This is a genomic window from Nitrospira sp., from assembly GCA_016715825.1.
Taxonomy (GTDB): Bacteria; Nitrospirota; Nitrospiria; order Nitrospirales; family Nitrospiraceae; genus Nitrospira_D.
Window position 1 is genome coordinate 924,550 of the sequence record JADJXO010000001.1, and the last position, 22,056, is coordinate 946,605.

Consider the following 22,056-nt stretch of genomic DNA (forward strand, 5'->3'; position numbering starts at 1 on the left):
GGAGCTGCACCGTCATGCAACCAGCGGCCATTACAGCACAAGACAGCCTCGTGGTTTCAGTCCTTGCGATCGCCATCGCATTGGGTCTTACACTCACGACACCTGCGATCGGCCTCCAAGCCGTCTTCGGGTTTTTAATCATCCTTATCGCCTTCACGTCCGTATCAGCCGCGCTCTATCTCCTTATTGCGTCGATGTTGTTGTCGCCGGAGATTGCCATTGGGCAAATCCAGGGACGTGGTGTCGGAGGACGAGAGTTATCGTTCCGGATGGACGACATTCTTTTGGTCATCATCGGAGCGAGCTGGCTTGTGAAGAATATTCTCTACCGCGAACTGGCCTTGTTTCGGAAAACACCTCTGAATCGACCGATCGCCGTGTATATGGTGATCTGCGTCGTCTCAACGTTATTCGGCGTGCTCAATGGACATGTCAGACCGATGACGGGATTCTTTTTTGTGCTGAAGTACTTTGAATATTTCTTTGTGTTTTTTATGGTCGTCAACCACGTGCGCTCTCAGCAGCAGGTCGTGGGGCTCGTGGTGGCGTTACTTGTCGTCGGCCTCCTCGTGAGTTTCTATGCCATCTCTCAAATACCAAGCGGTATACGCGCATCCGCACCATTTGAAGGAGAAAGCGGAGAACCCAATACGTTAGGTGGCTACTTGGTATTTCTGCTCGCCATCATGACGGGACTGTTACTGCATGTCCAAGTCGGCGCGATTCGTGTCGCCTTGCTGGTACTGGGCGGCTTTGCCATTTTGGCGCTGATGGCCACCTTGTCGCGGTCTTCCTACCTGGCCGGCGCCGTCCTGCTTGCGGCCGTAGGGGTAACCCAGTGGCGACGGCCACGTGTGGTCACAGTTTTGCTTCTCATCATCGCCTTAATCCCATTGTTTGCGCCAGAAAACGTCAAACATCGTGTGAACGAAACATTCTTCGGTCGCCAATATGGCGGAGAGATCAAAGTCGGCGCTGTCGGACTTGACCTTTCCACAACTGAACGACTGAAGTCATGGGCATATGTCTTGAAAGATTGGGTTCATGATCCGATCCTGGGTCGCGGAATCACTGGGTATGCATGGGCGGATGCACAGTACGTGAAAATCATCGGGGAAACAGGTCTTGCAGGGATTGTCGCCTTCGGATTTATCATCTATCGCCTCTGGCGATGTGCCAGAGAGTCATTTGTGTCACAGACTGATCCATTTGCAAAAGGGCTGGCCCATGGGTTTCTCTTAGGGTTACTCGCCATGCTTGCACACGGCGTCGGCGCCAATACTTTTATCATCATTCGCATTATGGAGCCGTTTTGGCTTTGTGCCGGTCTCGTCATGTTGTTACCGATTCTATCAGCTGAACAAGACGTATCTCGCAAGCTGAAGGAGGCGCCGTGACCTGGTTTCTCTTTTGTTATTGGTATGAGCCGGATGCCCCCCGAGATCCGGTGGGATTGGTTCGCATGTGGAAATTAGCAGAGACCCTCAGTCAAATCGGAGATCGAGTCACGATGTTTCCCCCTCGGTACCGATCGGCGGCAAGCCGTCGTCCCTGCACAGTCATTCCCATCAAAGTCATCCATCTCCCGCTGATTCGTCCACTATCCTATGCTCTGGGATCGTTTATTCAAGGACTGGTTCGTGCACTCCTGACCAAGCCGGACATTGTGTACTACCGATGGATGGATAGTCCGCATGCCTTGATTCTCGCCAAGGTGCTAGGCGTCCCGTGCGTCTGCGAAGTAAACGGTGAGCCGGTTCCTGACTGGCTCGGCGAACGAACGTGGGGGAGGGGACGCCTAAAAGAACTTTTGGCCAAACTCGCCTTCAAGCACTGCGATCGGATTGTTGTGCTGACGGATGGATTGCGAGGGTTACTGCATGATCGCTATGGCGTTCCCCTTGAGCGGATCGTAGTGCTTCCCAGCGGCACAGATGAACAACAGTTTGGTCCGCGTGATTCTGTGGCTTCTCGTCTTGAACTTGGTCTGTTACCTGCACGCCCATACATCGGGTTCGTTGGGAGCTTCTACCGATATCAGGGCCTCGCTTGTTTGTTGGATGCGATGGTGTTGATCAAGGAAGTCTGCCCGACCACGCAACTTGTACTCGTGGGCGATGGGGAGGTGGTTGAAGAGCTGAAGCAACAGGCCAGACATCTGAGGATGGAGGACAACATTATCTGGACCGGTCGTGTTCCCTACGAGGAGGTGCCGGTGTGGATTGGTGCCATGAATCTCTGCGTAGCCCCATTTTGTGGCGACCGTGGAGAGACTTCTCCGGTGAAGATCTTTGACTACCTCGCATGCCAACGGCCGGTGGTCGCGAGCGCGATTCCATCGGTTGCGTCCACATTTACTCCTGATAGCGGTGTGCACCTGATCCCGTCGGACCAGGCTCGTCCACTAGCCGACGCCATCATTACGCTGTTGAACGACCCGGCTCGATGCACAGTCATGGGGCAACAGGGACGTCGATTTATAGAGGGCAGGTTTTCCTGGACTGCCATCGTGGAGCAGCTTCGTCATTGGCTCAGCGAAGACATCATGGAAAGCCATCATGCACATTCTCATGTACTGTGATGAAGACCTCGGCGTAGCGGCCGGAGGTTCGCGACAAGTGTTGGAGTTTGCCAAGGCATTAGCTGTCCGCGGGCATAACGTCACCGTGGTAGCACCGGAATCTGAGCAACCCAGACCTCGTGTTTCTGTTCCATCACAGATACACATTGAGATGGTCCCAGTCATCAGATGGGGAGGATTGCGCCCTATTTCTTTTCTACTGAGCTCAAAACAGATATTGACGAGACTGTTACGCGAGACAACTCCGGACGTGTTGCTGTGGTTTGATTCTCCAGGACAGCTCGCCCCCTTGTGGGCGGTACAAAAATATTCCTGCCCCGTCGTGTACTTTGTGAATGGACTCCCGAACGAAGAAGTCCAGGGGATGTGGCGTCTCACGCCATTCCGTAGCCTCTTGAGCCATGGATTTCGTCTGGCCGCAAGGCACGCGAATGCGATCGTCAGCGTGTGTCCCGAACTCTTCCGCAGCCTCAAGTCATTGGAGCCGGTCAATTCAGGCAAGTGTGCGGTAATCAAGAATGGGGTTGATCCTGTTCATTTCTCTCCTCAGCCTCATCACGCGGCCCGAACAGCATTGTCGCTTGTCGATCAGGGACCCTATATCGGGTTTGTCGGTGGATTTTTCCCGTGGCACGGTCTCGACACACTCGTCGATGCGATCGCCATTGTCGCGAAGTCGCATCCGACCGTTCAATGCCTTCTGGTCGGAGAAGGACAGACCACACTAGCGCTCAAAGCACAGGTTGATCGTCTAGATCTCTCTCGCCATGTCCATTTCGTTGGGCGGACCGACTTCGACGCCGTACCCAAATGGATTGCCGCCTGCGATGTCTGTGTGGTGTTACACAGACAGACGAGGTCCTATCCTGGCGACTCGATGAAATTGTGGGAGTATCTTGCGTGTGGACGTCCCGTGGTTGCGACAGCCGGGCCTGGATACGGAGATGTCGTCGTTGACTTCCGCTGTGGTTTGTCCGTTCAAGCCGACGATCACGATGATCTGGCTCATCAAATTTTGACCTTGCTGGGTAATCCAGAGCTTCGAGAGAAGATGGGCCAACGGGGACGGTCTGCTGTTGTGCAAACTCACACCTGGTCTGCTCGAGCAGCACAGCTTGAACAGGTATGCCAACAGGCTATCGGTCAAACAGCGTTAGCTGCGTGAATGGGATGGAGAACCAAGAACAACATGACAATCTGCCGGAGAAGTGTCCTCCTACCAGTACGGCAATCTCTCCACGGCTTCGCGACCGGATCCTCCGCGCTGTTGGGTGGGCCGGAGGGGGATTCCTCTTCGACAAGGTCATTGCGGCAGTACAGCTGGTGATCCTCGCAAGAATCCTCACTCCGGCAGATTTTGGCGTGATGGCAGCGTCGGCGGCCGTCTTACTCGCCATGCTGACAATCAGTGAGTTCGGTATCGAAGCCACCCTGATTGCAAAAGAGAATGTAACAGAAGAGGATCTGGCGACGGCCTGGTCGGCATCGGCGTTACGAGGCCTAGTGCTGGCAAGCGGGGTCTGGATGATGGCTGGGATGATCAGTGAACTGATGCGTATGCCATTACTGGAGCCACTGCTTCGAGTCCATGCCTGGGCTTTGATCATACAGGGTCTTTACAGCCCTGCGTTGGCTGTCATGATGAAACGACTTGACCTGAGACGTCGCGTCACACTCGATGCCGTCCGACGCGGTGTTGAAACGACCGTGACTTTGACGATTGCGCTTGTGTATCGCACCGTCTGGGCTTTGGTCATCGGACAACTTGTCGCCTTGGCAGTCGGATGCTTGCTGTCATTTCGTGTAACCCGGTTTGTGCCTCACTGGTCGTTACGTGGATCCGCCCTTTCATACTTTGCCCACTACGGCAGCCGACTGAACGCCACAACACTTTGTGCCTTTGCTGTGATGACCGGCGGCGAGTTTGTTATTGGTCGCCTACTGGGAGCCGAAGCATTAGGAATGTACCAGTTAGCGATGGCCATTCCTCTCCTCATTGGGGCGCGGGCTACTGCACTCATGCAACAGATCAGCGTGCCGACCTATGCCTCCTTGCAACAGGATCAGCTCGGTCTCATTCGTGTATTCAATCTTCAAGTCGGACTCATTGGTGTTATCTACATCCCACTTGCCGTGACGATTGGAACCTTGTCACCGGTCATGGTGCCTGTTGTATTCGGCCCGCAATGGGGCGATATCGTCGACCCACTGAGAGTTCTTTGTCTCTACGCTGTTTGCAGCGGCTATGCCAGCGTCATGGCATCCTTGCACTACGGAATGAGACGTCCGGACCTTCAAATGAGGAGCTGGATTGGGCAATGTGCCCTCTATCTGGCCATTATTGTTCCAATGACACACTGGCTCGGAGTGCTCGGCGCCGCGCTCTCGCTCACCGGCAGCTATCTATTCGGCGTTGCATTGCAGGCATGGGAGAGTCGACGACTCCTCGGCTCTTCAAGCAATGACACGTTTCTCTCGCTGAGTCGCACTGGGTCTCTCGGTATTCTAATGGGAATGGTTCTCTCAACGGTTCAGCTCCAGCATCGAGTGTTCGTGTCATGGACACCAGAAATCCTTGGCTTAGTTGCGATCCTATTATTCGGCGGATACCTCTGGTGGATCGAACGACCTCGGCTCAATGCGCTCTGGAACTATCAATCGCAATGTGTGCGCGCATGACTTCTGGAGACGACCTGGACCTGTCGATCGCGATTGTCAGCTACAACACGCGAACCTTGGTGCTGGATTGTCTCAAGTCGGTGTTTGAGACTTCTGGCAAGATGACAGTCGAAGTGATTCTTGTGGATAACAATTCTCACGATGGGACACCGGAGGCTGTGAGAAACCAGTACCCAACAATGTCACTCATCGTGAATCCTCAGAATCGAGGATTTTCCAAAGCAGTCAATCAAGCACTTGAGGTAAGTTGCGGACGGTATCTCCTCATGTTGAACAGCGATACGCGCCTACACCCTCATGCATTAGAGCACATGGTCACCAGCCTCGATCGAGAGCCGGATATCGGGGCCGTAGGCTGCAAGCAATGGACGGAAGACGGCCGGATGTATCAATCGTGTTTTCCTTTTCCGTCGGTTCGCGACCATCTGACCTATGCAGCATTCTTTCGTCGATGCGCCCCTGGACTCCAAGGTGCTCTCGCGTCAAAGCTGGCCATCGACTGTTCCCAGTCGCAGGATGTGGACTGGATTAATGGGGCATGCCTGATGGTACGCCGTGATCTCATGAAGGCATGTGGTGGGTTAGACGAAGGGTACTTTATGTATTTTGAAGATATCGATCTCTGTCGGGCGATTCGGAAAAAGGGGTATCGGATTCGACACATGGCTGATGCGGATGTCACGCATCTGATCGGTCGTAGCGGAGAGAGGCATCGCGAACAGTTGAATCTTGTCTGGGAGTTCAGCCGAATCCGATATGTGGAAAAGCATTTTTCACTCTTCGCCCGTTGGATCATGAAAACGTGGATTGCTACGGGAGCGATCGTAAGACTGATCAGTAGCGTAATCGGCTCTACATCGACCGCTCAGGGCGAAGCATTCGGTACCACTCTGTCGATCATTTCTCGGATCTTGACCGGAAAACGCTCGATTGATTCCGAATTGGCCTGGAATGGGCAGGGGAGAGGATAAGGAACCCTTTCATGGAACGTCGAGCTGCCTATCCTACTGACACACAGCATGTTGTCAATCTATCGGGATATGTGTGGGCCGCTCGTCAGCTCGATGCCGCACACCCTCATCGGATCTTAGATTTGTCGTGCGGGACCGGGTACGGTGCGGATTATCTCGGACCCTGCGCGGACACGATCGTGGCCATCGATTGTGTTCAGGCGGTCGCGGCCAAGAGTCGGTCCGACTATCCTCGACCTAACGTACACTTTCTCGCAATGGATGGATGCGCGCTCGGATTTCGCGATGAATCATTTGACTGCATCGTCTCACAAGACACCATCGAGCATATCCAAGATGATGGCCGTTTCGTGGCTGAGCTGACTCGCGTGTTGAAGCTGCATGGCACACTCATCATTTTTACCCCCCATGGAAAAGGAAAGGGGGTCAAGCCGAGCGATCCCTACCATATTCGAGAATACACAGCACAAGAATTCATGGATTTGCTGGCACCCCACTTTTCCACGATTCGTTGGTACGGACGTCGTCAAGGCCACCGGCTCAGGACAGCAGAACAGTCGATGGACACGATCCGCACATGGGACCCCCTCGGACTACGCACCTGTGTTCCACGTCCGGTTCGTCATTGGATCGGCAGCCTGATCAGTCGATTACATGGGGGTCCCGACCTGGGAGACCTTGTGCCTGCCGACATTGAGTACACAGAAGGAATCGCTCAGGATACCAACTTAATCGGGGTGTGCGTGAAATGATTAGACATTGGAATGCACACCTCACCCCGTCCGGAATGATTCTGCTGCCGGCCATTGGCCTTGGACTGCTTGCACGGGTAGGAGTCATCTGGAAGGCTCCCAATCAGGCCTTTGCTGTTGATCAATTGTTCGATACGCTGGCATGGAATCTCGTATCTCTTGGACAGTTCACCCTCGATGGCGTCAATCCAGCTGCACATGTGGGTCCTCTCTATCCAGCCGTTCTTGCAGGGTTCTATTTCTTCATTGGGCACCGACCAGAGTGGGTGCCGATGCTACACATTCTGTTCGACCTTTGCGCAGCATGGGGTATCTATCGAGTGGGAACTATCCTATGGGATTCACGGGTGGGAGCCTGGGCGGCTTCCCTTTTTTTCCTTTATCCCGCTTACTGGACCTATGACCCTCGAATACGGAGCGAAGCGCTCCTCACGCTCTTAATGAGTCTCTGGTTATGGGCGACGATCTTAGCCATGAAGTCACCATCTGCACATCGCTTTGCCATCATGGGGCTCGTAGCTGGATTGACCGTCTTGTGCAAGCCAGTCGTTCTCGTATTGGCGGTGTTACTCACCTCACTGATCGGAATCGGTACAGATCGCATTTCACGAAAGCTGCGCTACGGAATCGTGTACGGAACAGCCTGTCTTATTCTCGTGCTGCCATGGTCCGTGCGGAATTTCACAGAATTTCATCACATTATTCCAGTGTCAGCCGGAATAGGAGTCGGATTCTGGATGGGGAGTGACCCAGCTTCTCGTGGAAGTTGGCCCATGCCGCTCGAGCGAGAATATGCCATCTGGGAGAGCGCTGGCCTCACACCGCTTCCCCATGCCTATGCGATGTATGAGGTCCAGACAGATCAACTATTGCGGCAAAAGGGGATTGAGCGGATCATGGCAGACCCTTTGAGCTATCTGAGCTTGACGCTCGGAAGAGTCTGGGACTTTTGGGTCGGCAATTCGTTCTACTTATTTGATGAGCAGCAGGGAGTCCTCCTAGGGCTTTCAAAGGATGCCCAGGAAAGGGGATGGGTAGTGGCGTTCTACAGTCTGTTCAAACGCCTGGTGCTAGTCCCAATTCTCATTGTCTTCGCCTGCTACAGCGCCTGGGTTCATCGAGATCGCTGGAAGATCCTCCTTCCTCTCTATGTGTTTCCTATCGGCCTGACGGTGGCCTATGTCCCTTTCACTGTAGAGGCAGGTCGCTACGCATTACCCGTCTTACCCTGCCTCATGATGTTATCGGTGGCGGCTGTGCATCATGTATCAATCATGCAGCCGTTTTTCTGGAAACGACGTATTGCACCAGGCATGACAGGCATACGATGACCTACAACCTGACCAAACATCACTTTTTGAACCTTCTTGAATCCTACCAACCCTCTCCCTATGAGTCTTTCGGCCAACAAGACGAACGTTTCTCCGTCCCCATGCACCATGCCATGAAATGTCGAGACCGCTTGCACGTGGCATTAAGGATCGGGTTGCGTACCTTGCCATCGGACAGACAGACCATCGTTGATTTAGGGCCTTTCCCCGGTAGCCTCTTACGACTGCTTCGCCGAATCGACTATACCAAATCGGCACAGTTGTATGGAGCCGGGCTCATGATTTCCCAGGATTTCGTCAACTTTATGCAACACGATATCCAGGCAAACATCCTGACCGTTGACCTTGATCCCGTAGGAGGTCACTTTCAGACCAAGGGGTATTCCAAGGAGGTCCCTCTTCCTGATCACTCGACGCAGCTGGTATTCGCACTAGAAATTATTGAGCATCTGACATCACCCTTCCATTTGCTTGCGGAGGCCTATCGCGTCCTTCGATCAGGCGGTCACATCATCCTCACAACACCGAATGTGACTCGGATCGGGAATGTCTTCAAACTGCTGATCGGCCGGTCACCAAACGATCGGCTGGCTCCACCAGGCTACAAGAATCCAGATGATGAATGGCGGCCGCATGCACGAGAATACGCGATGCATGAATTAGCCGACATGCTCCGCCAAACGGGCTTTGACATTGCAGAGTCTCGATACTTTCTTGGGGAAGACACGCAAGACTGCCGCCAGACGGCGAGTCAACATGGCATCAATTGGGCGAAATGGCCATTTTACGCCGTACCGCATCTACGAGGAAGTCTCTTGATCGTTGGGAAAAAACCATGACACCCGTGGTGCTTGCAGAACTAGCCGGCTCGTCCGGGTACGGAGGAGGAGAACGCTACCTGGAACTTCTCTTTGAACACGTAGACCGCGACCGTTTTCGTCCGATACTGATTTGCCCTGAACCAGGCCCATTTGTGGACAAGATGATAGCCCGGCACATTCCGACTCATATTGTTCACCTCAGACCGCTCTTCAACCCACTGGCAGTTGTGAACTTGGCAAACCTACTCAAACGCAATAAGGTGGCGATTCTTCAGACCCATGGAGCACGGGCCAATGTCTATGGATGCCTTGCAGCACGTCTAGCCGGAGTTCCCTGTGTTGTCGCAACGATACATAATTCGATCAGAGATTATGAGGTGGGACTGATCAAGCGCTATCTCTACCTCGCAATTCTGCGAGTTCTATTACCGCTGACAGACCGGCTTATTTGTGTGTCGGATGCAATCAAGCGGGATGTCCTTGCCGATTGCCCAGGTGTCGCGACCAGAATAACAACCATACGGAACGGCATTGACCAAAGGCGATTCTCCCGGAATGGAGATCCTCACAAGATCAGGAAGGAATGGTCTGTCGGCAACGGTCCAACCCTGCTTATGGTAGCGAGACTAACGGAACAAAAAGGCCACCGATTCTTCATCAAAGCGTTGCCGGGACTGTTGGCAGAATGGCCGTCTCTCGTCTGCTTATTCGTGGGCGAAGGCGAGTGCCGAGACGCACTTCGATCGTTGGCCGGAACCATAAATGTTGAGCATGCCTGTCGCTTTGTCGGAGCTCAGAATAACGTCGACGATTGGTATGCGGCGGCAGATGTGGTGGTCTTGCCGTCGCTTTCAGAAGGTCTTCCGTTCGTTGTCCTTGAAGCGATGGCCATGGCTCGTCCTGTAGTCGCTTCCAGCGTCAATGGGGTTCCGGAAATCATCCAGGATGGCCTGAATGGATTACTCATCCCACCGCGGAATCCTCAGGCATTGGAGGAAGCGATTCGGAGTCTGCTTCGCAACCCCGTCCAAGCCGCACGCATGGGCAAGGCCGGGCAGCACCACGTGGCCTGTGCTTTTACGGTAGGCAACATGGTTGACGACACCGTCAGAGTGTTCGAAGAAGCGATGCCCGCGTTACGCACGGTCTCCGTCGGGACTTCTCCAACGATTCGACAGGAAGCGGCATGACGACCCTGAGCGATCATTACGCAGTCGGCATCGGGTGTCCCTGTGGAGCCAATGAACCACTGGATAAAGCCTTTCAGACCCCGACGAGGCAATACGTTCGCTGCCCTGCCTGCGATCTCGTCTTTCTTAACCCTCGGCCGACTCGCGACACTTTAGAAGCGTATTTCCAGGAAGACTATGACGGAGATTATGGAGAGGTCGAGGCATTAGACGACCGACAGCCGGTGTTCCAGAGTGTATTCCATCACCTGTGCCTCTACCGTTCTTCACCTGGTACCTTGCTGGACATCGGGTGCGGAGACGGGGAGTTCCTCGTACTCTGTCGCGATGCCGGGTGGAGCTGTTCAGGGATTGAGTTGTCAAAACAGGCCGCCATGCGCGCGGCTCAAAAAGGTCTCACGGTCTTATCTCCGAACATGCTCGAGAGGGGCGAATGGGCACAGCATTATGACATCGTGACCATGATCAACGTGCTCGAAACCGTTGCAGATCCGGCAATCATGTTGCGGCAGGCCACTACCCTCTTGGCGCCTGATGGGCTTGTCATCGTACGCGCTACGAACAGCGCATTTCATCTGTCGATGAGGGCTCCTGCACGTTGGATTGGATCACAATATGACCAAGCGTTTCATTGGTATCTCTATAGCGCCAAGGCACTCACGGTCTTGATGGAAGGGGCCGGACTCACCGTCATCAGTCTCCGTAACTCAACACCGAGTCGAGGTCCTCTCTCGCCTATACACCCGTGGTTCAGTCAAGTGAAATGGACCCTGAGCCGATTGGCGCTGTGGCCACTTTCTCAGTTCCTCTATTACGTGACACGGAGACGCCTTGTGTGGGCGCCGTCGTTCGAGATTATCGCTCAACGGTCGGGGAATGCGCGATGAGTACTTCCCGCACATACAAGCGGTCTTGGAAGCGGATCCTACGTGGGTGGGCTGCGCTCCTCCTTCTGTGTCTTATTGGCGCAGTGGCTGCGCTCGGCGTACGAACACTACTGGATTCAGTCGGAACGGCCAAGCACACACGATACGAGCCGGTGGACGTTCCACCGCAATCGGTATCGCCTCAACATGAGCGCGAACGGCAGGAACTGGAACGCCGTGACCGTGCCGTGCGTGAGAAAGGCAAATAGCACCATGTGTGGCATTTGCGGAATCATCGGTGAAGATGATGGCGACGTCCTTCAGCGAATGCTGCAGAAGCTGGTGCATCGTGGACCCGATGAAGAGGGTATCTATCGTCAGCCCGGTGCCGCGCTTGGTGCACGAAGACTGCGGGTCATTGATCCAGAGGGTGGGCACCAACCGGTTCACAACGAGAACAGGACTGTTTGGGCTGTCATGAACGGAGAAATCTATAACTATCGAGAATTACGACACGATCTCTTGAGCAAAGGGCACCAGCTATTGACTCGCTCCGATACGGAAGTCTTAGTCCACCTCTATGAAGAAGAAGGCTTCGAAGCATTTCGCCGATTACGAGGCATGTTTGCAGTTGCACTGTGGGATCAGGAGCGTCATATCGCATGGCTGATTCGTGATCGCCTTGGCATCAAGCCGCTGTATTATGCCATTCGTCCGAGTGAAGCGGGTGTGGGCACCCGCGTTGTCTTTTCCTCTGAAATTCCTTCGTTGCTCGAAGCCGTGCCGGATTGGCGACTTCGTCCGGAGAGCATCGCCGAATACGTCATGCAATTGTACGTGCCAGGACCAGACACCGCCATTGCTGGGGTCCATCAGTTACGTCCAGGCCAAGCGATGAAAATATCCGGCGGACAAGTAAAGTTGTTGCGCTACTACAGCCCAGACGAAGATCTCCACAGTAGCCAATCATGGACCATCAACGAGACGGCCAAAGACGTATTACAGTCGTTCGAAGAGACGGTGAACGCTCATCTCATCAGCGACGTTCCATTGGGACTCTTTCTCTCGGGCGGGCTCGACTCTGCCTCCTTGTTGGCCATCATGGCAAAGAGCCAGAACGGTCCCATCAAGACCTTCTCGATCGGCTATGAACATCCTTCCGATCAATCCTTCAGCGAACTCGAGTCAGCGCGGTTTCTTGCGACGCATTTTAAGACGACCCATGCTGAGACAATCCTGAGGCCGGATGCCGTCTCTCTGATCAGCAAGGTCGTTGCAGGCATGGGTGAGCCGTTCGCTGATGCATCGGCTATTCCCACCTACCTGGTATCTGAGGTTGCACGCCAAACCGTCACAGTGGCGCTGTCCGGGATTGGGGGAGACGAACTGTTCGGGGGATATCCTCGATATCTGGGTCTTCGCACGGCCGCACACTATCAGTATCTCCCACAGAGACTCCGTGAACGAGTGGCCACTTGGAGCCACCATCTTGATGGGCACGAAACCAGCCGCGATCAAGCCGGCCGTTTAAAACGATTCCTCCAAGACGGTCACCTCTCACTTCAGGAGCAATACCGGCGCTGGACCACGTTCATTCCAGCCGAATGGAACGGGACTCTGTGGGGCGAGCGCTTGGAGCCGATGTTTGCCGGAGATCGACCTCTTGGACCGACAGATATGCTGTTCGACCAGTGGCCATCCTCCGATCCTGCGAACTGTGCCATGGGTGTCGATCTCCAGAGCTATCTCCCTGATGATCTTCTACGCATGGCAGATCGCATGAGCATGGTGCACTCGCTCGAGCTTCGCGTCCCATTCTGCGACCATCGACTGCTCGCCGCCGCCCTGAGAATTCCCTCTCGAGTTCGGTTTACCGGTTGGCAATTGAAGGGGTTCATGCGCCGAATGTTACGAGGTCTGTTGCCGGATCAAATCCTTCGTGCTCCCAAGCAAGGTTTTATGGTGCCGATGGCTCGATGGCTTCGAGAGGACCTCCGCGAGATGGCTCACGACCTGTTAGCGGATGATGTCATCAGAAAACGGGGCTACGTTCAACCGGCCTATGTCCGGTGGTTATTGGACGAGCATGAGAGCCGTCGTCGCAATTTTTCCGATCAATTGTACGCACTCATTGTGCTGGAACTCTGGCATCAAGGTCTGCCGCTCAGCGCATCCGACAGAACGACCATGGCGGCTACATCATGAATGTGGTGTTGTTAGCAGATGTCTCAGCAGAACGGGTGATCGGCGGGGCGGAACGGGTTCTTCGCAATCAGGCGCTTGGGTTAGCGGCGCTCGGACATCATGTGGAGTTGTTGACGCGGGCTCCTGAGGTGGGATCACCGAGTATGATCGAAATGAATGGAATTCGGGAATGGCGCTATCCGGTCAATCGCACGCATGAAGCTGCGTTTGTGTGGTCGTCGGTACGGCGTTCGGTCGAGGGCTTCGATCGCCTCCGCACGACCGAACCTCTGGATGCCGTCATCATCCATCAAGCGATGGCCGGACTTGGACCAATTCTCACTCGTCGTCATGCCGCCTCTCGATGGATCTATCTTTGCCATTCCCTCGCGCACGAAGAGTATGACACGAGAAACACTCCGGCCCAGTCGGCGATCGCAAGCTTGCGCCGAGAAGCAAATATTCGAGCGAGGCGCTCTGTCGAAGGCGTAGTGATGTCCAGATGCCATCGCGTGGTGGTCCTGAGCCAGTTCATGCGTCAACGGGTCATGGCTGCGCACGGTATCTCATCCGCTCGAATCGGACTGATCCCCGGAGCGGTTGACCCAGATTGTTTCAAACCGTCACTACAACGCCAGGCAGCACGGGCAACTCTCAACTTGCCGAGCGACCGAACCATCCTTTTCACCGTTCGCAACCTCGTCCCACGAATGGGACTGGAGAACTTACTCAGCGCCCTTGAAATACTGATTCCCTCGCAGCCACGACTCCTGCTCGTCATTGGAGGAGAGGGTCCCTTGAGGACACGGCTTCAAGAGGTGATACGTCAAAAGCATTTGTGCGAGTCCGTACGCCTCGTCGGATTTGTCCCTGAATCGACCCTCGGCGACTACTATCAGGCTTCTGATCTCGTCGTGATGCCGAGCCTCCAGCTTGAAGGCTTCGGACTGGTGATGGTCGAAGCACTCGCCTGCGGTACGCCCGTACTTGGAACACCGGTCGGAGCGATTCCGGAAGTCTTGAACCAGGTTGATCCCATTCTCGTCGCTCAAGGAACCGATGGCCCGTCGATCGCTCGAGCTCTTGAACGGGTGTTAACGCGATTACAAGATTCTGGTGAAGCTGCCCGTCTTGCAAACAAAGGACGCTCGCTCATTGAGAGACGCTACAACTGGACACAACATTGCAGCGAGCTTGCCAGAATGCTGGATGGCGGAATGTCGTCTCGGCTTGCAGCATAGGAATGATGGCACTTCAGAGAGTGGTCCATATTATTACTCGGCTTGATCGGGGAGGCTCCGCTCGGAACACTATGCTCACGGCACTCGGGCATGATCGTTCGCATTTTGAGCCGGTTGTAATCACCGGAGAAACCGGCAGCTGGGACGCACAAGGAGGGCACATAGCAACCATTGAGAACCTTCGGCTCTTAGAGAAAGAGTCGATTCGGCATCACATGGTGGCGTCGCTGGTTCGTCATATTAGCCCACTGTCAGACCTAAGAGCACTGTGGCATCTGGTTCGGCTATTGCACGAGGAACGCCCACATATCGTGCACACGCACACGTCCAAAGCCGGAGTACTCGGGAGAGTGGCTGCATGGATCGCCGGAACTCCTGTGATTATCCATACTCCGCACGGTCACGTGTTTTACGGACATTTCAGTACCGTTCCTTCATGGATATTTCTCCAGCTTGAGCGGGCCTTGGCATGGAAGACTGATCGACTCATCGGACTCACACCTGCCGAGAAACAGGAACATCTTGAGCGAGGAGTTGGGCAGGCCAATCGTTTCGCAGTAGTGCCGAGCGGAATCGATCTTGATCGTTTTCGAAAGGCTCGCGCGAATGGGAAGGTCATCCCTGATTGGTTCGAATGCCCCCCTCATGCACAAATAATTGGTTCAGTCGGGTGGCTCACTGATATCAAAGGGCATCGGTTTTTAGTCGATGCCGTCACTCTCCTGAGACAGACGCACCATAATCTACATTTGGTGATTATCGGAACAGGCAACCAGCATGACAGGCTCCTGCGCCAAGCAGAGAATGCTGGAATCGGCCACGCCGTACATCTACTCGGGCATCGAGAGGATATCGAAGTCTGCTTGGCAGGCTTGGATTATTTTGTCTTGCCGTCGCTCAATGAAGGGATGGGGCGTGCCCTGATTGAGGCCATGGCTGCCGGACTTCCGGTCGTTGCCAGCCGAGTCGGTGGCATTCCTTCCCTTATCGAGGATGGGAAGAACGGCCTACTTGTTCCAGCCGGAGACAGTTCGACATTAGCAAGCGCGTTACGACGTCTCCTCGAGAATCCGACATGGTCCCATGAATTGGGGACACGTGCCATGGGCAGCATTGGAACGAACTATAGCATTCCAGCTATGGTGCAGGCCATCGAGTCAACCTATAGGGAAGCAGTCGCTGGTCATGCTTAGAGCACGGTATGTCAAGACATGTGTGCTATGGGCCGGGGCGATGTCCCTCACCACCATCACAACCGGGTTCGCCGCAATGCCGGACCGAGAGCCGTTATCTCTACGGGCTGCCATTCATGTACACAGTACGATGAGTACGGGCATGCTGAATTTGGAATCCTTGGCAAGACGAGCCGAACAGCAGCAGTTAGATGTCCTCATTCTCTCGGAGAACTTTACTCTGCGATATGACTATGGCGTTCACCCATTGGAAGGATTTTTAAAGCACCAGGTTACATTCCCATCCATCATGGAATATGGCATCCAACGATTCCTCGACGAGATTCAGGCGGTTCAGCAACGTCATCCGAATCTGATGATCATCCCTGGGGTAGAGGTCGCTCCCCATTACTATTGGACAGGCTCGCTTCTGCAAGGCAATCTCACCATGCACAATGCGCAGCGCAATCTCTTGGTGATTGGGCTTGAGAAGGCAGAGGATTATGAACGGCTTCCTGCACGTGGCAACTCCGGTTCTTTTGTGTGGAACTGGCAAAGTTTGGCCAATGGACTCCCGCTTCTCTTATTGGTCCCAGTGGCCTGGCTATGGACGCATGACGGATCACGCGCGTTCGAATCGATAGGAGATCGGTCTCGTGTACGACAGGGCTGTGCGATCATCCTTTTAGCCATCAGTCTCGGACTCACGGTCAATGCCTGGCCTATCAAAATGCCGCCATATGATTCTCATGATGCCACTGTAGGGTACAGACCCTATCAGGACCTTATTGATAAGGCGGTTGAACGTGGCGCATTGGTATTTTGGTCGATGACGGAAGCTCGAGATTTCAGTCAACACTCATTTGGCCCTCTAGGGATGGTGACGATTAAAACCGAGCCTCATCCTGAGGCACTAGTGTTGACACGGAACTACACGGGATTCGGCGGGCTGTACCAAGACGTCAGACGGGTCGTGACTCCAGGGGGGGTGTGGGACCAACTGCTTCACTCAAAGATGACCACCGCTCAAGCCGCATGCCCGACAATGATCGGAGAAGTGGCATTCCATGGAACTTCGGATGCGGGGAAAGATCTCGATCAAGTGTATACCGTCATCCAAGCTGTCGATCGAACGAGAGCCAGTGTCATGGATGGAATCCGGACCGGCCGAGCCTATGCCGTAGCGAGAGGCGACCAGAATGTCCTGCTGCAACTCGATGCGTTTCTGGTATCGAACCAGGATACCTCGGCGATGATCGGTGAGACTCTTCAGGGAAGCGCGATCAGCGATATCCTCGTGCATGTCCGACTTTCAACCGTTGATGGACAATCTCACCCGACAAAGCTCCGAGTCATTCGATCGGGTCAGGTCATCAGGCAAATCGAAGGCCATACTCCCATGCAGCTTGACCTCGTCGATCGTGAGGCGAAGTCTGGAGAGTGGCTGAATTATCGCGTGGAGGCGATCGGCACGAGCGGGGAGTTGTTGACCAACCCGATTTATGTCGCTCCCCGCGCCGGCACACCTGCGAGCGCGACTCAAGGAGTACGCCGTAATTCAGGTAACGCGAGCTTGAAGCCATCATGCGCGTAACCATTCACCAACCGCAATTCATGCCCTGGCTAGGGTATCTCGACAAGATCGATCAATCCGATCTCTTTCTTCTATTGGATACCGTGCAATTTAAGAAACACGAATGGCAAAATCGCAATCGTATTCGTAGCTCTCACGGATGGCAATGGCTCACTGTCCCTGTCCTTCACCAGTTCGGCCAGCGCATCGATGATGTTCTGATTAATCCCACCACCGCATGGAGAGCTCAACATCTCCGTGCCCTAGCAATGCATTATGCTCGAGCTCCTTATCGTGACCCCTATCTGCCTCAATTACGCGAGCTCTATTCCACAGCGTGGATCAAGCTGTGCGATCTCAACAAGGCCACCGTGCAATGGCTGCTTAAGGCATATGGGATCAATACACCCGTTCGCTGTGCATCCGAATATCTCGCTCGTGAGGAACCAACGGATCGGTTGATTGATCTTTGTCGGGCAGTCGGCGCCACACAGTATCTCGCAGGACCTGGTGCAGAGCACTACATGGATCGAGTACGTTTTGAAGCCGCCGGAATACGATTAGAGATACAAGCGTTCCATCACCCCATTTATCGCCAAATCTATGAGCCGTTCGAGCCGAATCTCTCCGCGCTTGATCTCTTATTCATGCAAGGGCCCGACGCGCGGGTGACACTGCGCCATGCGCGAACAATCAAGTCTTGTATGACAACTGCCTAGGAGGATTTTGCATCATGGCCATCAACACCAAGGAATCAATGCGCATTCTCGCACTGGGAGCCCATCCGGACGATATTGAAGTCGGATGTGGAGGGACATTGATTAAATATGCCGAGAATGGCCATCGCATTTTTCTGATGGTGATGACTCAAGGTGGTGCGGGAGGGAATACGGCGGTTCGAAAACAGGAGCAAGAACGGTCAGCCAAATTGCTCCAGGCTGAGGAAGTGTTTTGGGGCGGGTATCAAGACACCGAGGTTCCACTCGGGCGCGATTTGATTCAGACAGTGGAGGAAATTGTTCGAAAGATTGAGCCTCATTTCATCTTTGTTCATTATCATGATGATACCCATCAAGATCACCGGCATCTGGCCATGAGCACCATTACCGCCACGCGATACACCAAAAATGTGCTGTTTTACGAAGGCCCGACGACCCAAAATTTTGCTCCGACGGTGTTCGTGGATATCCAACAAGCGTTGGATCGAAAGATTCAATCGTTGGAAGCGCACGCATCCCAAATCAGAAAGACCAATATCGAGGGACTCAGCATTGCCGATCTGGTGCGGTCCTCGGCGCATTTTCGAGGGATCCAAGGCCGAGTGAGAACAGCCGAAGGCTTTCTCCCTCTGCGATTGTTTATCAACATCGGAATCTAATCACCGGGGCAACGATGATTCCACATTCACGACCTGCTATCGAGGCAGCCGACATTCGCGCGGTAACGGAGGTGCTGCACTCGCGCCGAATTGCTCAGGGAGGAGTCGTGGAACGGTTTGAGCATGGTATGGCAGCCTATTTCGGGCTGCCCGGAGGCGTCGCAGTTACGTCCGGAACAGCTGCGCTGGAAGTCGCCCTCCGGTCATTGAGCATTGGATCCGGCGATGAGGTGCTCTTGCCCAGCTATGTGTGCGCCGCCCCCTTGCTGGCCATTCAGCGTGTCGGGGCCATACCTCGGCTAGTCGATATCGATCTCGGCACGTTCAATATTGATCCAAAGGCAGCGCGCCAGGCCGTCACACCAAAGACCAAGGCCATCATCGTGCCACATCTGTTCGGTCTTTCCGCCGCTCTCACCGAACTTGAAGCATTGGGCGTGCCCATCATCGAAGACTGCGCGCAAACGTTAAGCGCAACGGAGCAGGGCAGACGCGCAGGATCCATCGGCATACTGACGGTCTGCTCATTCTATGCCACCAAACTGCTCTGCGCCGGCGAGGGAGGCATGGTGCTGTCGAGAGATGAGAGCTTACTGGAACGAGTGCGCCGATTAAGAGAGTATGACGAAACCCCATCCCTCCATCCTGGATCGACAAACTTGAAAATGACTGACCTCCACGCTGCCATTGGTTTGGCGCAACTGGAACGTCTTGACTCGTTCCTTGAACGCCGGAGGTGCCTTGCCGACGAATACCGAGCGGCACTGAGCGGTGTCGGCCTGGTGGTGCCAACCGTGCCAGCAGGGCACACGCACACCTACTATCGATTTGTCGTACGTCTCCCAGATCTTGCGTCCAAAGCGGACGGACTTCAGGACATCATCAGGCGTTTTGAAGCGCGAGGGATCCAATGCCGAAAGCCGGTATTTCGCTCGCTCCATCGCTATCTCGAGTTGGACGGGTTCCCTTTTGCCGAGGAAGCAGAACGGACGGCACTCTCCATTCCACTGTTCCCGGCACTGACGGATGAGGATACGGCTCAAATTCTCCAGGCCTTGCGTTCGGAGTGGTCATGAAGGTCGTTGAACCAGAACTGACGATTCCTTTCTCAGCGACCACGTGGCGCTGGATTACGCCGGTGGTGTCCGGTGCAGCGCTTGGAGCTATCGCGCTGGCGATCCCTCCGGTTCAAGAAATCTTTCAGCTCGAAGGGCTGCGATGGCTGCATGTCTTCCTCTTTGCGTTTCTTGGTACAGGAGCCGTCACACCCTTGATGGTCAGGATCGGCCATCAGTGGAACCTTGTCGATGTTCCGGCTGATCGCAAGATCCACGTCCTCCCGACTCCACGGATCGGCGGTGTTGCGTTATATGCGGGCTTCGTTGGGTCGCTCTTGCTCAACTCCATCGTCCCCGACTGGATGATCGCTATTCTGGTGGCCGGTTCTCTTCTTCTCGTTATCGGAGTACTTGACGACATTCGAGAATTGCCGGCCTCTGGAAAACTGATCGGACAATTGCTGGCCGCCGGCATCGTGATCGCCTCGGGGAAGGTCCTCACACTCTTTCCACCCGGACCGCTCGGGGAAGTCGCCAACATGCTGCTGACACTCTTCTGGATCGTCGGAATCACGAATGCATTCAATTTCTTTGATGGGATGGACGGATTGGCCACCGGCCTGGCCATTCTGCTCGCCGGATTTCTGGGTGTGGTCGCATTCGAAACCAATCAAGCAGAACTGGGATGGCTCGCCATTGCCATGATCGGCGCCGGTCTTGGCTTTCTGCCGTACAATTTTCGAGGGAGAAAACCTGCCGTCATTTTTTTGGGTGATGGCGGCTCGACCTTCATTGGATTCACACTGGCGTGCTTGGCTATTAAAGGCAATTGGGCGGATTCCAGCCCCATCGTGTCCTTCAGCAATCCCTTGCTGATCTTCGGCGTGCTGATCTATGACATGATTCACATCACCGTGGAGCGCGTGCTCACCGGGAAAGTCAGATCCGTGAAGGAATGGCTGGATTACGTCGGCAAGGACCATCTACACCACCGATTGGAACGAGCACTGGGATCACGTCAGGCCAGTGTCGCCATGATTTTTCTCTTCACAATTTGCCTTGGACTATCTGCGCTGGCACTCCGTCATGCCAGCACCACTGAAGCCGTGCTCCTCCTCATTCAGGCAGGGTTAATCGCTGCGATGCTCACGATCTTGGAAATCAGCGGTCGCCGCCGATAAAGACTTGCACTCCTGCGCAATTCCCGCTAAAAGATCTCCCCATGGTTCCCACGGTCGAATGGAAAAATGGCGCCGTCCGTTTGCTTGATCAAAGCCGACTTCCCGGATCGGTTGAATTTCTTGATTGCCAGGATTACCAAACCGTTGCGGATGCGATACGTACGTTGAAAGTTCGGGGAGCCCCAGCAATTGGGGTCACAGCAGCGATGGGAGTCGCCTTAGGGGCACAAGCGGTGAGTGCAACGGAGTATTCCTCGTTTGCTCAGGCCGTGCTCACAATCTGCGATGAGCTGGCGGCGACGAGACCAACCGCCGTCAATCTCTTCTGGGCTATTGAACGGATGAAACAGAAACTGGAGTCACTACAAACTGAACCCATCTCGACAATCAAGCAGGCTCTTACTTTAGAATCTCAAGCGATACTTGAAGAAGATATCAGCCTTTGCAAGACTATGGGATGCCATGGAGCTGAATTGATTAAGGATGGACAGACGGTGCTGACTCACTGCAACGCCGGGTCGCTTGCCACGGCCGGTTATGGAACCGCACTTGGAGTCATCCGTGCTGCATGTGAACAAGGCAAGAAAATCAATGTGATCGCTGATGAAACTCGCCCTGTACTTCAGGGGTCACGGCTCACCGCATGGGAGCTGATGCAAGATCAGATTCCAGTGACATTGATCACCGACAACATGGCTGGCTCGCTCATGAGACAAGGGAAGATACATCTCTGTATCGTCGGCGCAGATCGCATTGCCGCGAACGGGGATGTGGCCAACAAGATCGGCACCTATTCCGTGGCAGTCTTGGCCAAGGCCCACAACATTCCCTTCTATGTCGCAGCTCCTTATTCCACCATCGATCTCAACACGAGATCCGGAGACGACATTCCAATCGAGCAGCGAAATCCTCTCGAAGTGACCACCATCCATGGCAGCCATCCAGTCGCTCCGAAAGATGTCGAGGTCTACAATCCTGCCTTCGACGTGACGCCTGCTGAACTGATTACTGGTATTATCACCGAGCGAGGGGTCTTCAAACCGGGTGACCTCGCGGCACAGTTTCAGGGAAAGTGATC

The 22,056-nt window shown here is 54.4% G+C and carries 19 protein-coding genes; all 19 read left to right on the forward strand.

Features of this window, described 5'->3' with window-relative positions; genetic code table 11:
- Positions 1–14 precede the first annotated feature (14 nt).
- Positions 15–1,397 carry an O-antigen ligase family protein gene (locus IPM58_04515; GenBank protein MBK9306354.1) on the forward strand — a complete coding sequence of 461 codons (1,383 nt, stop codon included), beginning with the start codon at positions 15–17 and terminating at the stop codon, positions 1,395–1,397.
- Entirely contained in the window at positions 1,394–2,581 is a 1,188-nt protein-coding gene (locus IPM58_04520; protein ID MBK9306355.1) for a glycosyltransferase family 4 protein, read from the forward strand. The genes IPM58_04515 and IPM58_04520 overlap by 4 nt, the downstream gene beginning before the upstream one ends.
- Positions 2,559–3,746 (forward strand): glycosyltransferase family 4 protein, encoded by a 1,188-nt coding sequence (locus tag IPM58_04525; protein ID MBK9306356.1) that lies wholly within the window; start codon positions 2,559–2,561, stop codon positions 3,744–3,746. The genes IPM58_04520 and IPM58_04525 overlap by 23 nt, the downstream gene beginning before the upstream one ends.
- A 5-nt stretch (positions 3,747–3,751) precedes the next feature.
- The gene (locus IPM58_04530) at positions 3,752–5,260 is read left to right on the forward strand and encodes an oligosaccharide flippase family protein (protein MBK9306357.1); all 1,509 of its coding nucleotides are present in this window, start codon (positions 3,752–3,754) and stop codon (positions 5,258–5,260) included.
- Positions 5,257–6,231, forward strand: coding sequence for a glycosyltransferase family 2 protein (locus IPM58_04535; protein MBK9306358.1), 975 nt, complete (start codon positions 5,257–5,259; stop codon positions 6,229–6,231). The genes IPM58_04530 and IPM58_04535 overlap by 4 nt, the downstream gene beginning before the upstream one ends.
- Positions 6,232–6,242: 11 nt before the next feature.
- Positions 6,243–6,983, forward strand: coding sequence for a class I SAM-dependent methyltransferase (locus IPM58_04540; GenBank protein MBK9306359.1), 741 nt, complete (start codon positions 6,243–6,245; stop codon positions 6,981–6,983).
- 1,030 nt (positions 6,984–8,013) lie between these two features.
- Positions 8,014–9,153, forward strand: coding sequence for a methyltransferase domain-containing protein (locus IPM58_04545; protein ID MBK9306360.1), 1,140 nt, complete (start codon positions 8,014–8,016; stop codon positions 9,151–9,153).
- Positions 9,150–10,325, forward strand: coding sequence for a glycosyltransferase family 4 protein (locus IPM58_04550; protein MBK9306361.1), 1,176 nt, complete (start codon positions 9,150–9,152; stop codon positions 10,323–10,325). Before IPM58_04545 ends, IPM58_04550 begins: the two co-directional genes overlap by 4 nt.
- The gene (locus IPM58_04555; GenBank protein MBK9306362.1) at positions 10,322–11,212 is read left to right on the forward strand and encodes a class I SAM-dependent methyltransferase; all 891 of its coding nucleotides are present in this window, start codon (positions 10,322–10,324) and stop codon (positions 11,210–11,212) included. The genes IPM58_04550 and IPM58_04555 overlap by 4 nt, the downstream gene beginning before the upstream one ends.
- Positions 11,209–11,460, forward strand: a complete 252-nt coding sequence (locus IPM58_04560; protein MBK9306363.1) for a hypothetical protein — start codon at positions 11,209–11,211, stop codon at positions 11,458–11,460. The genes IPM58_04555 and IPM58_04560 overlap by 4 nt, the downstream gene beginning before the upstream one ends.
- Positions 11,461–11,464: 4 nt before the next feature.
- Positions 11,465–13,396, forward strand: coding sequence for an asparagine synthase (glutamine-hydrolyzing) (asnB, locus tag IPM58_04565; protein MBK9306364.1), 1,932 nt, complete (start codon positions 11,465–11,467; stop codon positions 13,394–13,396).
- Positions 13,393–14,616 carry a glycosyltransferase family 4 protein gene (locus IPM58_04570; protein MBK9306365.1) on the forward strand — a complete coding sequence of 408 codons (1,224 nt, stop codon included), beginning with the start codon at positions 13,393–13,395 and terminating at the stop codon, positions 14,614–14,616. The genes asnB and IPM58_04570 overlap by 4 nt, the downstream gene beginning before the upstream one ends.
- Before the next feature lie 2 nt (positions 14,617–14,618).
- Entirely contained in the window at positions 14,619–15,809 is a 1,191-nt protein-coding gene (locus IPM58_04575; GenBank protein MBK9306366.1) for a glycosyltransferase family 4 protein, read from the forward strand.
- Positions 15,802–17,382 carry a hypothetical protein gene (locus tag IPM58_04580; GenBank protein MBK9306367.1) on the forward strand — a complete coding sequence of 527 codons (1,581 nt, stop codon included), beginning with the start codon at positions 15,802–15,804 and terminating at the stop codon, positions 17,380–17,382. Before IPM58_04575 ends, IPM58_04580 begins: the two co-directional genes overlap by 8 nt.
- Positions 17,373–18,080, forward strand: coding sequence for a WbqC family protein (locus tag IPM58_04585; protein MBK9306368.1), 708 nt, complete (start codon positions 17,373–17,375; stop codon positions 18,078–18,080). Before IPM58_04580 ends, IPM58_04585 begins: the two co-directional genes overlap by 10 nt.
- A 14-nt stretch (positions 18,081–18,094) precedes the next feature.
- Positions 18,095–18,739 (forward strand): PIG-L family deacetylase, encoded by a 645-nt coding sequence (locus IPM58_04590; protein MBK9306369.1) that lies wholly within the window; start codon positions 18,095–18,097, stop codon positions 18,737–18,739.
- A gap of 14 nt (positions 18,740–18,753) precedes the next feature.
- The gene (locus IPM58_04595) at positions 18,754–19,815 is read left to right on the forward strand and encodes a DegT/DnrJ/EryC1/StrS family aminotransferase (protein MBK9306370.1); all 1,062 of its coding nucleotides are present in this window, start codon (positions 18,754–18,756) and stop codon (positions 19,813–19,815) included.
- Positions 19,812–20,978, forward strand: coding sequence for an undecaprenyl/decaprenyl-phosphate alpha-N-acetylglucosaminyl 1-phosphate transferase (locus tag IPM58_04600; GenBank protein ID MBK9306371.1), 1,167 nt, complete (start codon positions 19,812–19,814; stop codon positions 20,976–20,978). Before IPM58_04595 ends, IPM58_04600 begins: the two co-directional genes overlap by 4 nt.
- A gap of 41 nt (positions 20,979–21,019) precedes the next feature.
- On the forward strand, positions 21,020–22,054 hold the full coding sequence (gene mtnA / locus IPM58_04605) for an S-methyl-5-thioribose-1-phosphate isomerase (protein MBK9306372.1): 1,035 nt from the start codon (positions 21,020–21,022) through the stop codon (positions 22,052–22,054).
- Positions 22,055–22,056: the final 2 nt, after the last annotated feature.

Coding starts and splice junctions, on each gene's coding strand:
- IPM58_04595 (MBK9306370.1), top strand. CDS start 18,754: ATGATTCCACATTCACGACCTGCTATCGAGGCAGCCGACATTCGCGCG.
- IPM58_04530 (MBK9306357.1), top strand. CDS start 3,752: ATGGAGAACCAAGAACAACATGACAATCTGCCGGAGAAGTGTCCTCCT.
- mtnA (MBK9306372.1), top strand. CDS start 21,020: ATGGTTCCCACGGTCGAATGGAAAAATGGCGCCGTCCGTTTGCTTGAT.
- IPM58_04560 (MBK9306363.1), top strand. CDS start 11,209: ATGAGTACTTCCCGCACATACAAGCGGTCTTGGAAGCGGATCCTACGT.
- IPM58_04570 (MBK9306365.1), top strand. CDS start 13,393: ATGAATGTGGTGTTGTTAGCAGATGTCTCAGCAGAACGGGTGATCGGC.
- asnB (MBK9306364.1), top strand. CDS start 11,465: ATGTGTGGCATTTGCGGAATCATCGGTGAAGATGATGGCGACGTCCTT.
- IPM58_04540 (MBK9306359.1), top strand. CDS start 6,243: ATGGAACGTCGAGCTGCCTATCCTACTGACACACAGCATGTTGTCAAT.
- IPM58_04555 (MBK9306362.1), top strand. CDS start 10,322: ATGACGACCCTGAGCGATCATTACGCAGTCGGCATCGGGTGTCCCTGT.
- IPM58_04550 (MBK9306361.1), top strand. CDS start 9,150: ATGACACCCGTGGTGCTTGCAGAACTAGCCGGCTCGTCCGGGTACGGA.
- IPM58_04600 (MBK9306371.1), top strand. CDS start 19,812: ATGAAGGTCGTTGAACCAGAACTGACGATTCCTTTCTCAGCGACCACG.
- IPM58_04575 (MBK9306366.1), top strand. CDS start 14,619: ATGATGGCACTTCAGAGAGTGGTCCATATTATTACTCGGCTTGATCGG.
- IPM58_04580 (MBK9306367.1), top strand. CDS start 15,802: ATGCTTAGAGCACGGTATGTCAAGACATGTGTGCTATGGGCCGGGGCG.
- IPM58_04585 (MBK9306368.1), top strand. CDS start 17,373: ATGCGCGTAACCATTCACCAACCGCAATTCATGCCCTGGCTAGGGTAT.
- IPM58_04515 (MBK9306354.1), top strand. CDS start 15: ATGCAACCAGCGGCCATTACAGCACAAGACAGCCTCGTGGTTTCAGTC.
- IPM58_04535 (MBK9306358.1), top strand. CDS start 5,257: ATGACTTCTGGAGACGACCTGGACCTGTCGATCGCGATTGTCAGCTAC.
- IPM58_04525 (MBK9306356.1), top strand. CDS start 2,559: ATGCACATTCTCATGTACTGTGATGAAGACCTCGGCGTAGCGGCCGGA.
- IPM58_04590 (MBK9306369.1), top strand. CDS start 18,095: ATGGCCATCAACACCAAGGAATCAATGCGCATTCTCGCACTGGGAGCC.
- IPM58_04545 (MBK9306360.1), top strand. CDS start 8,014: ATGGGTAGTGGCGTTCTACAGTCTGTTCAAACGCCTGGTGCTAGTCCC.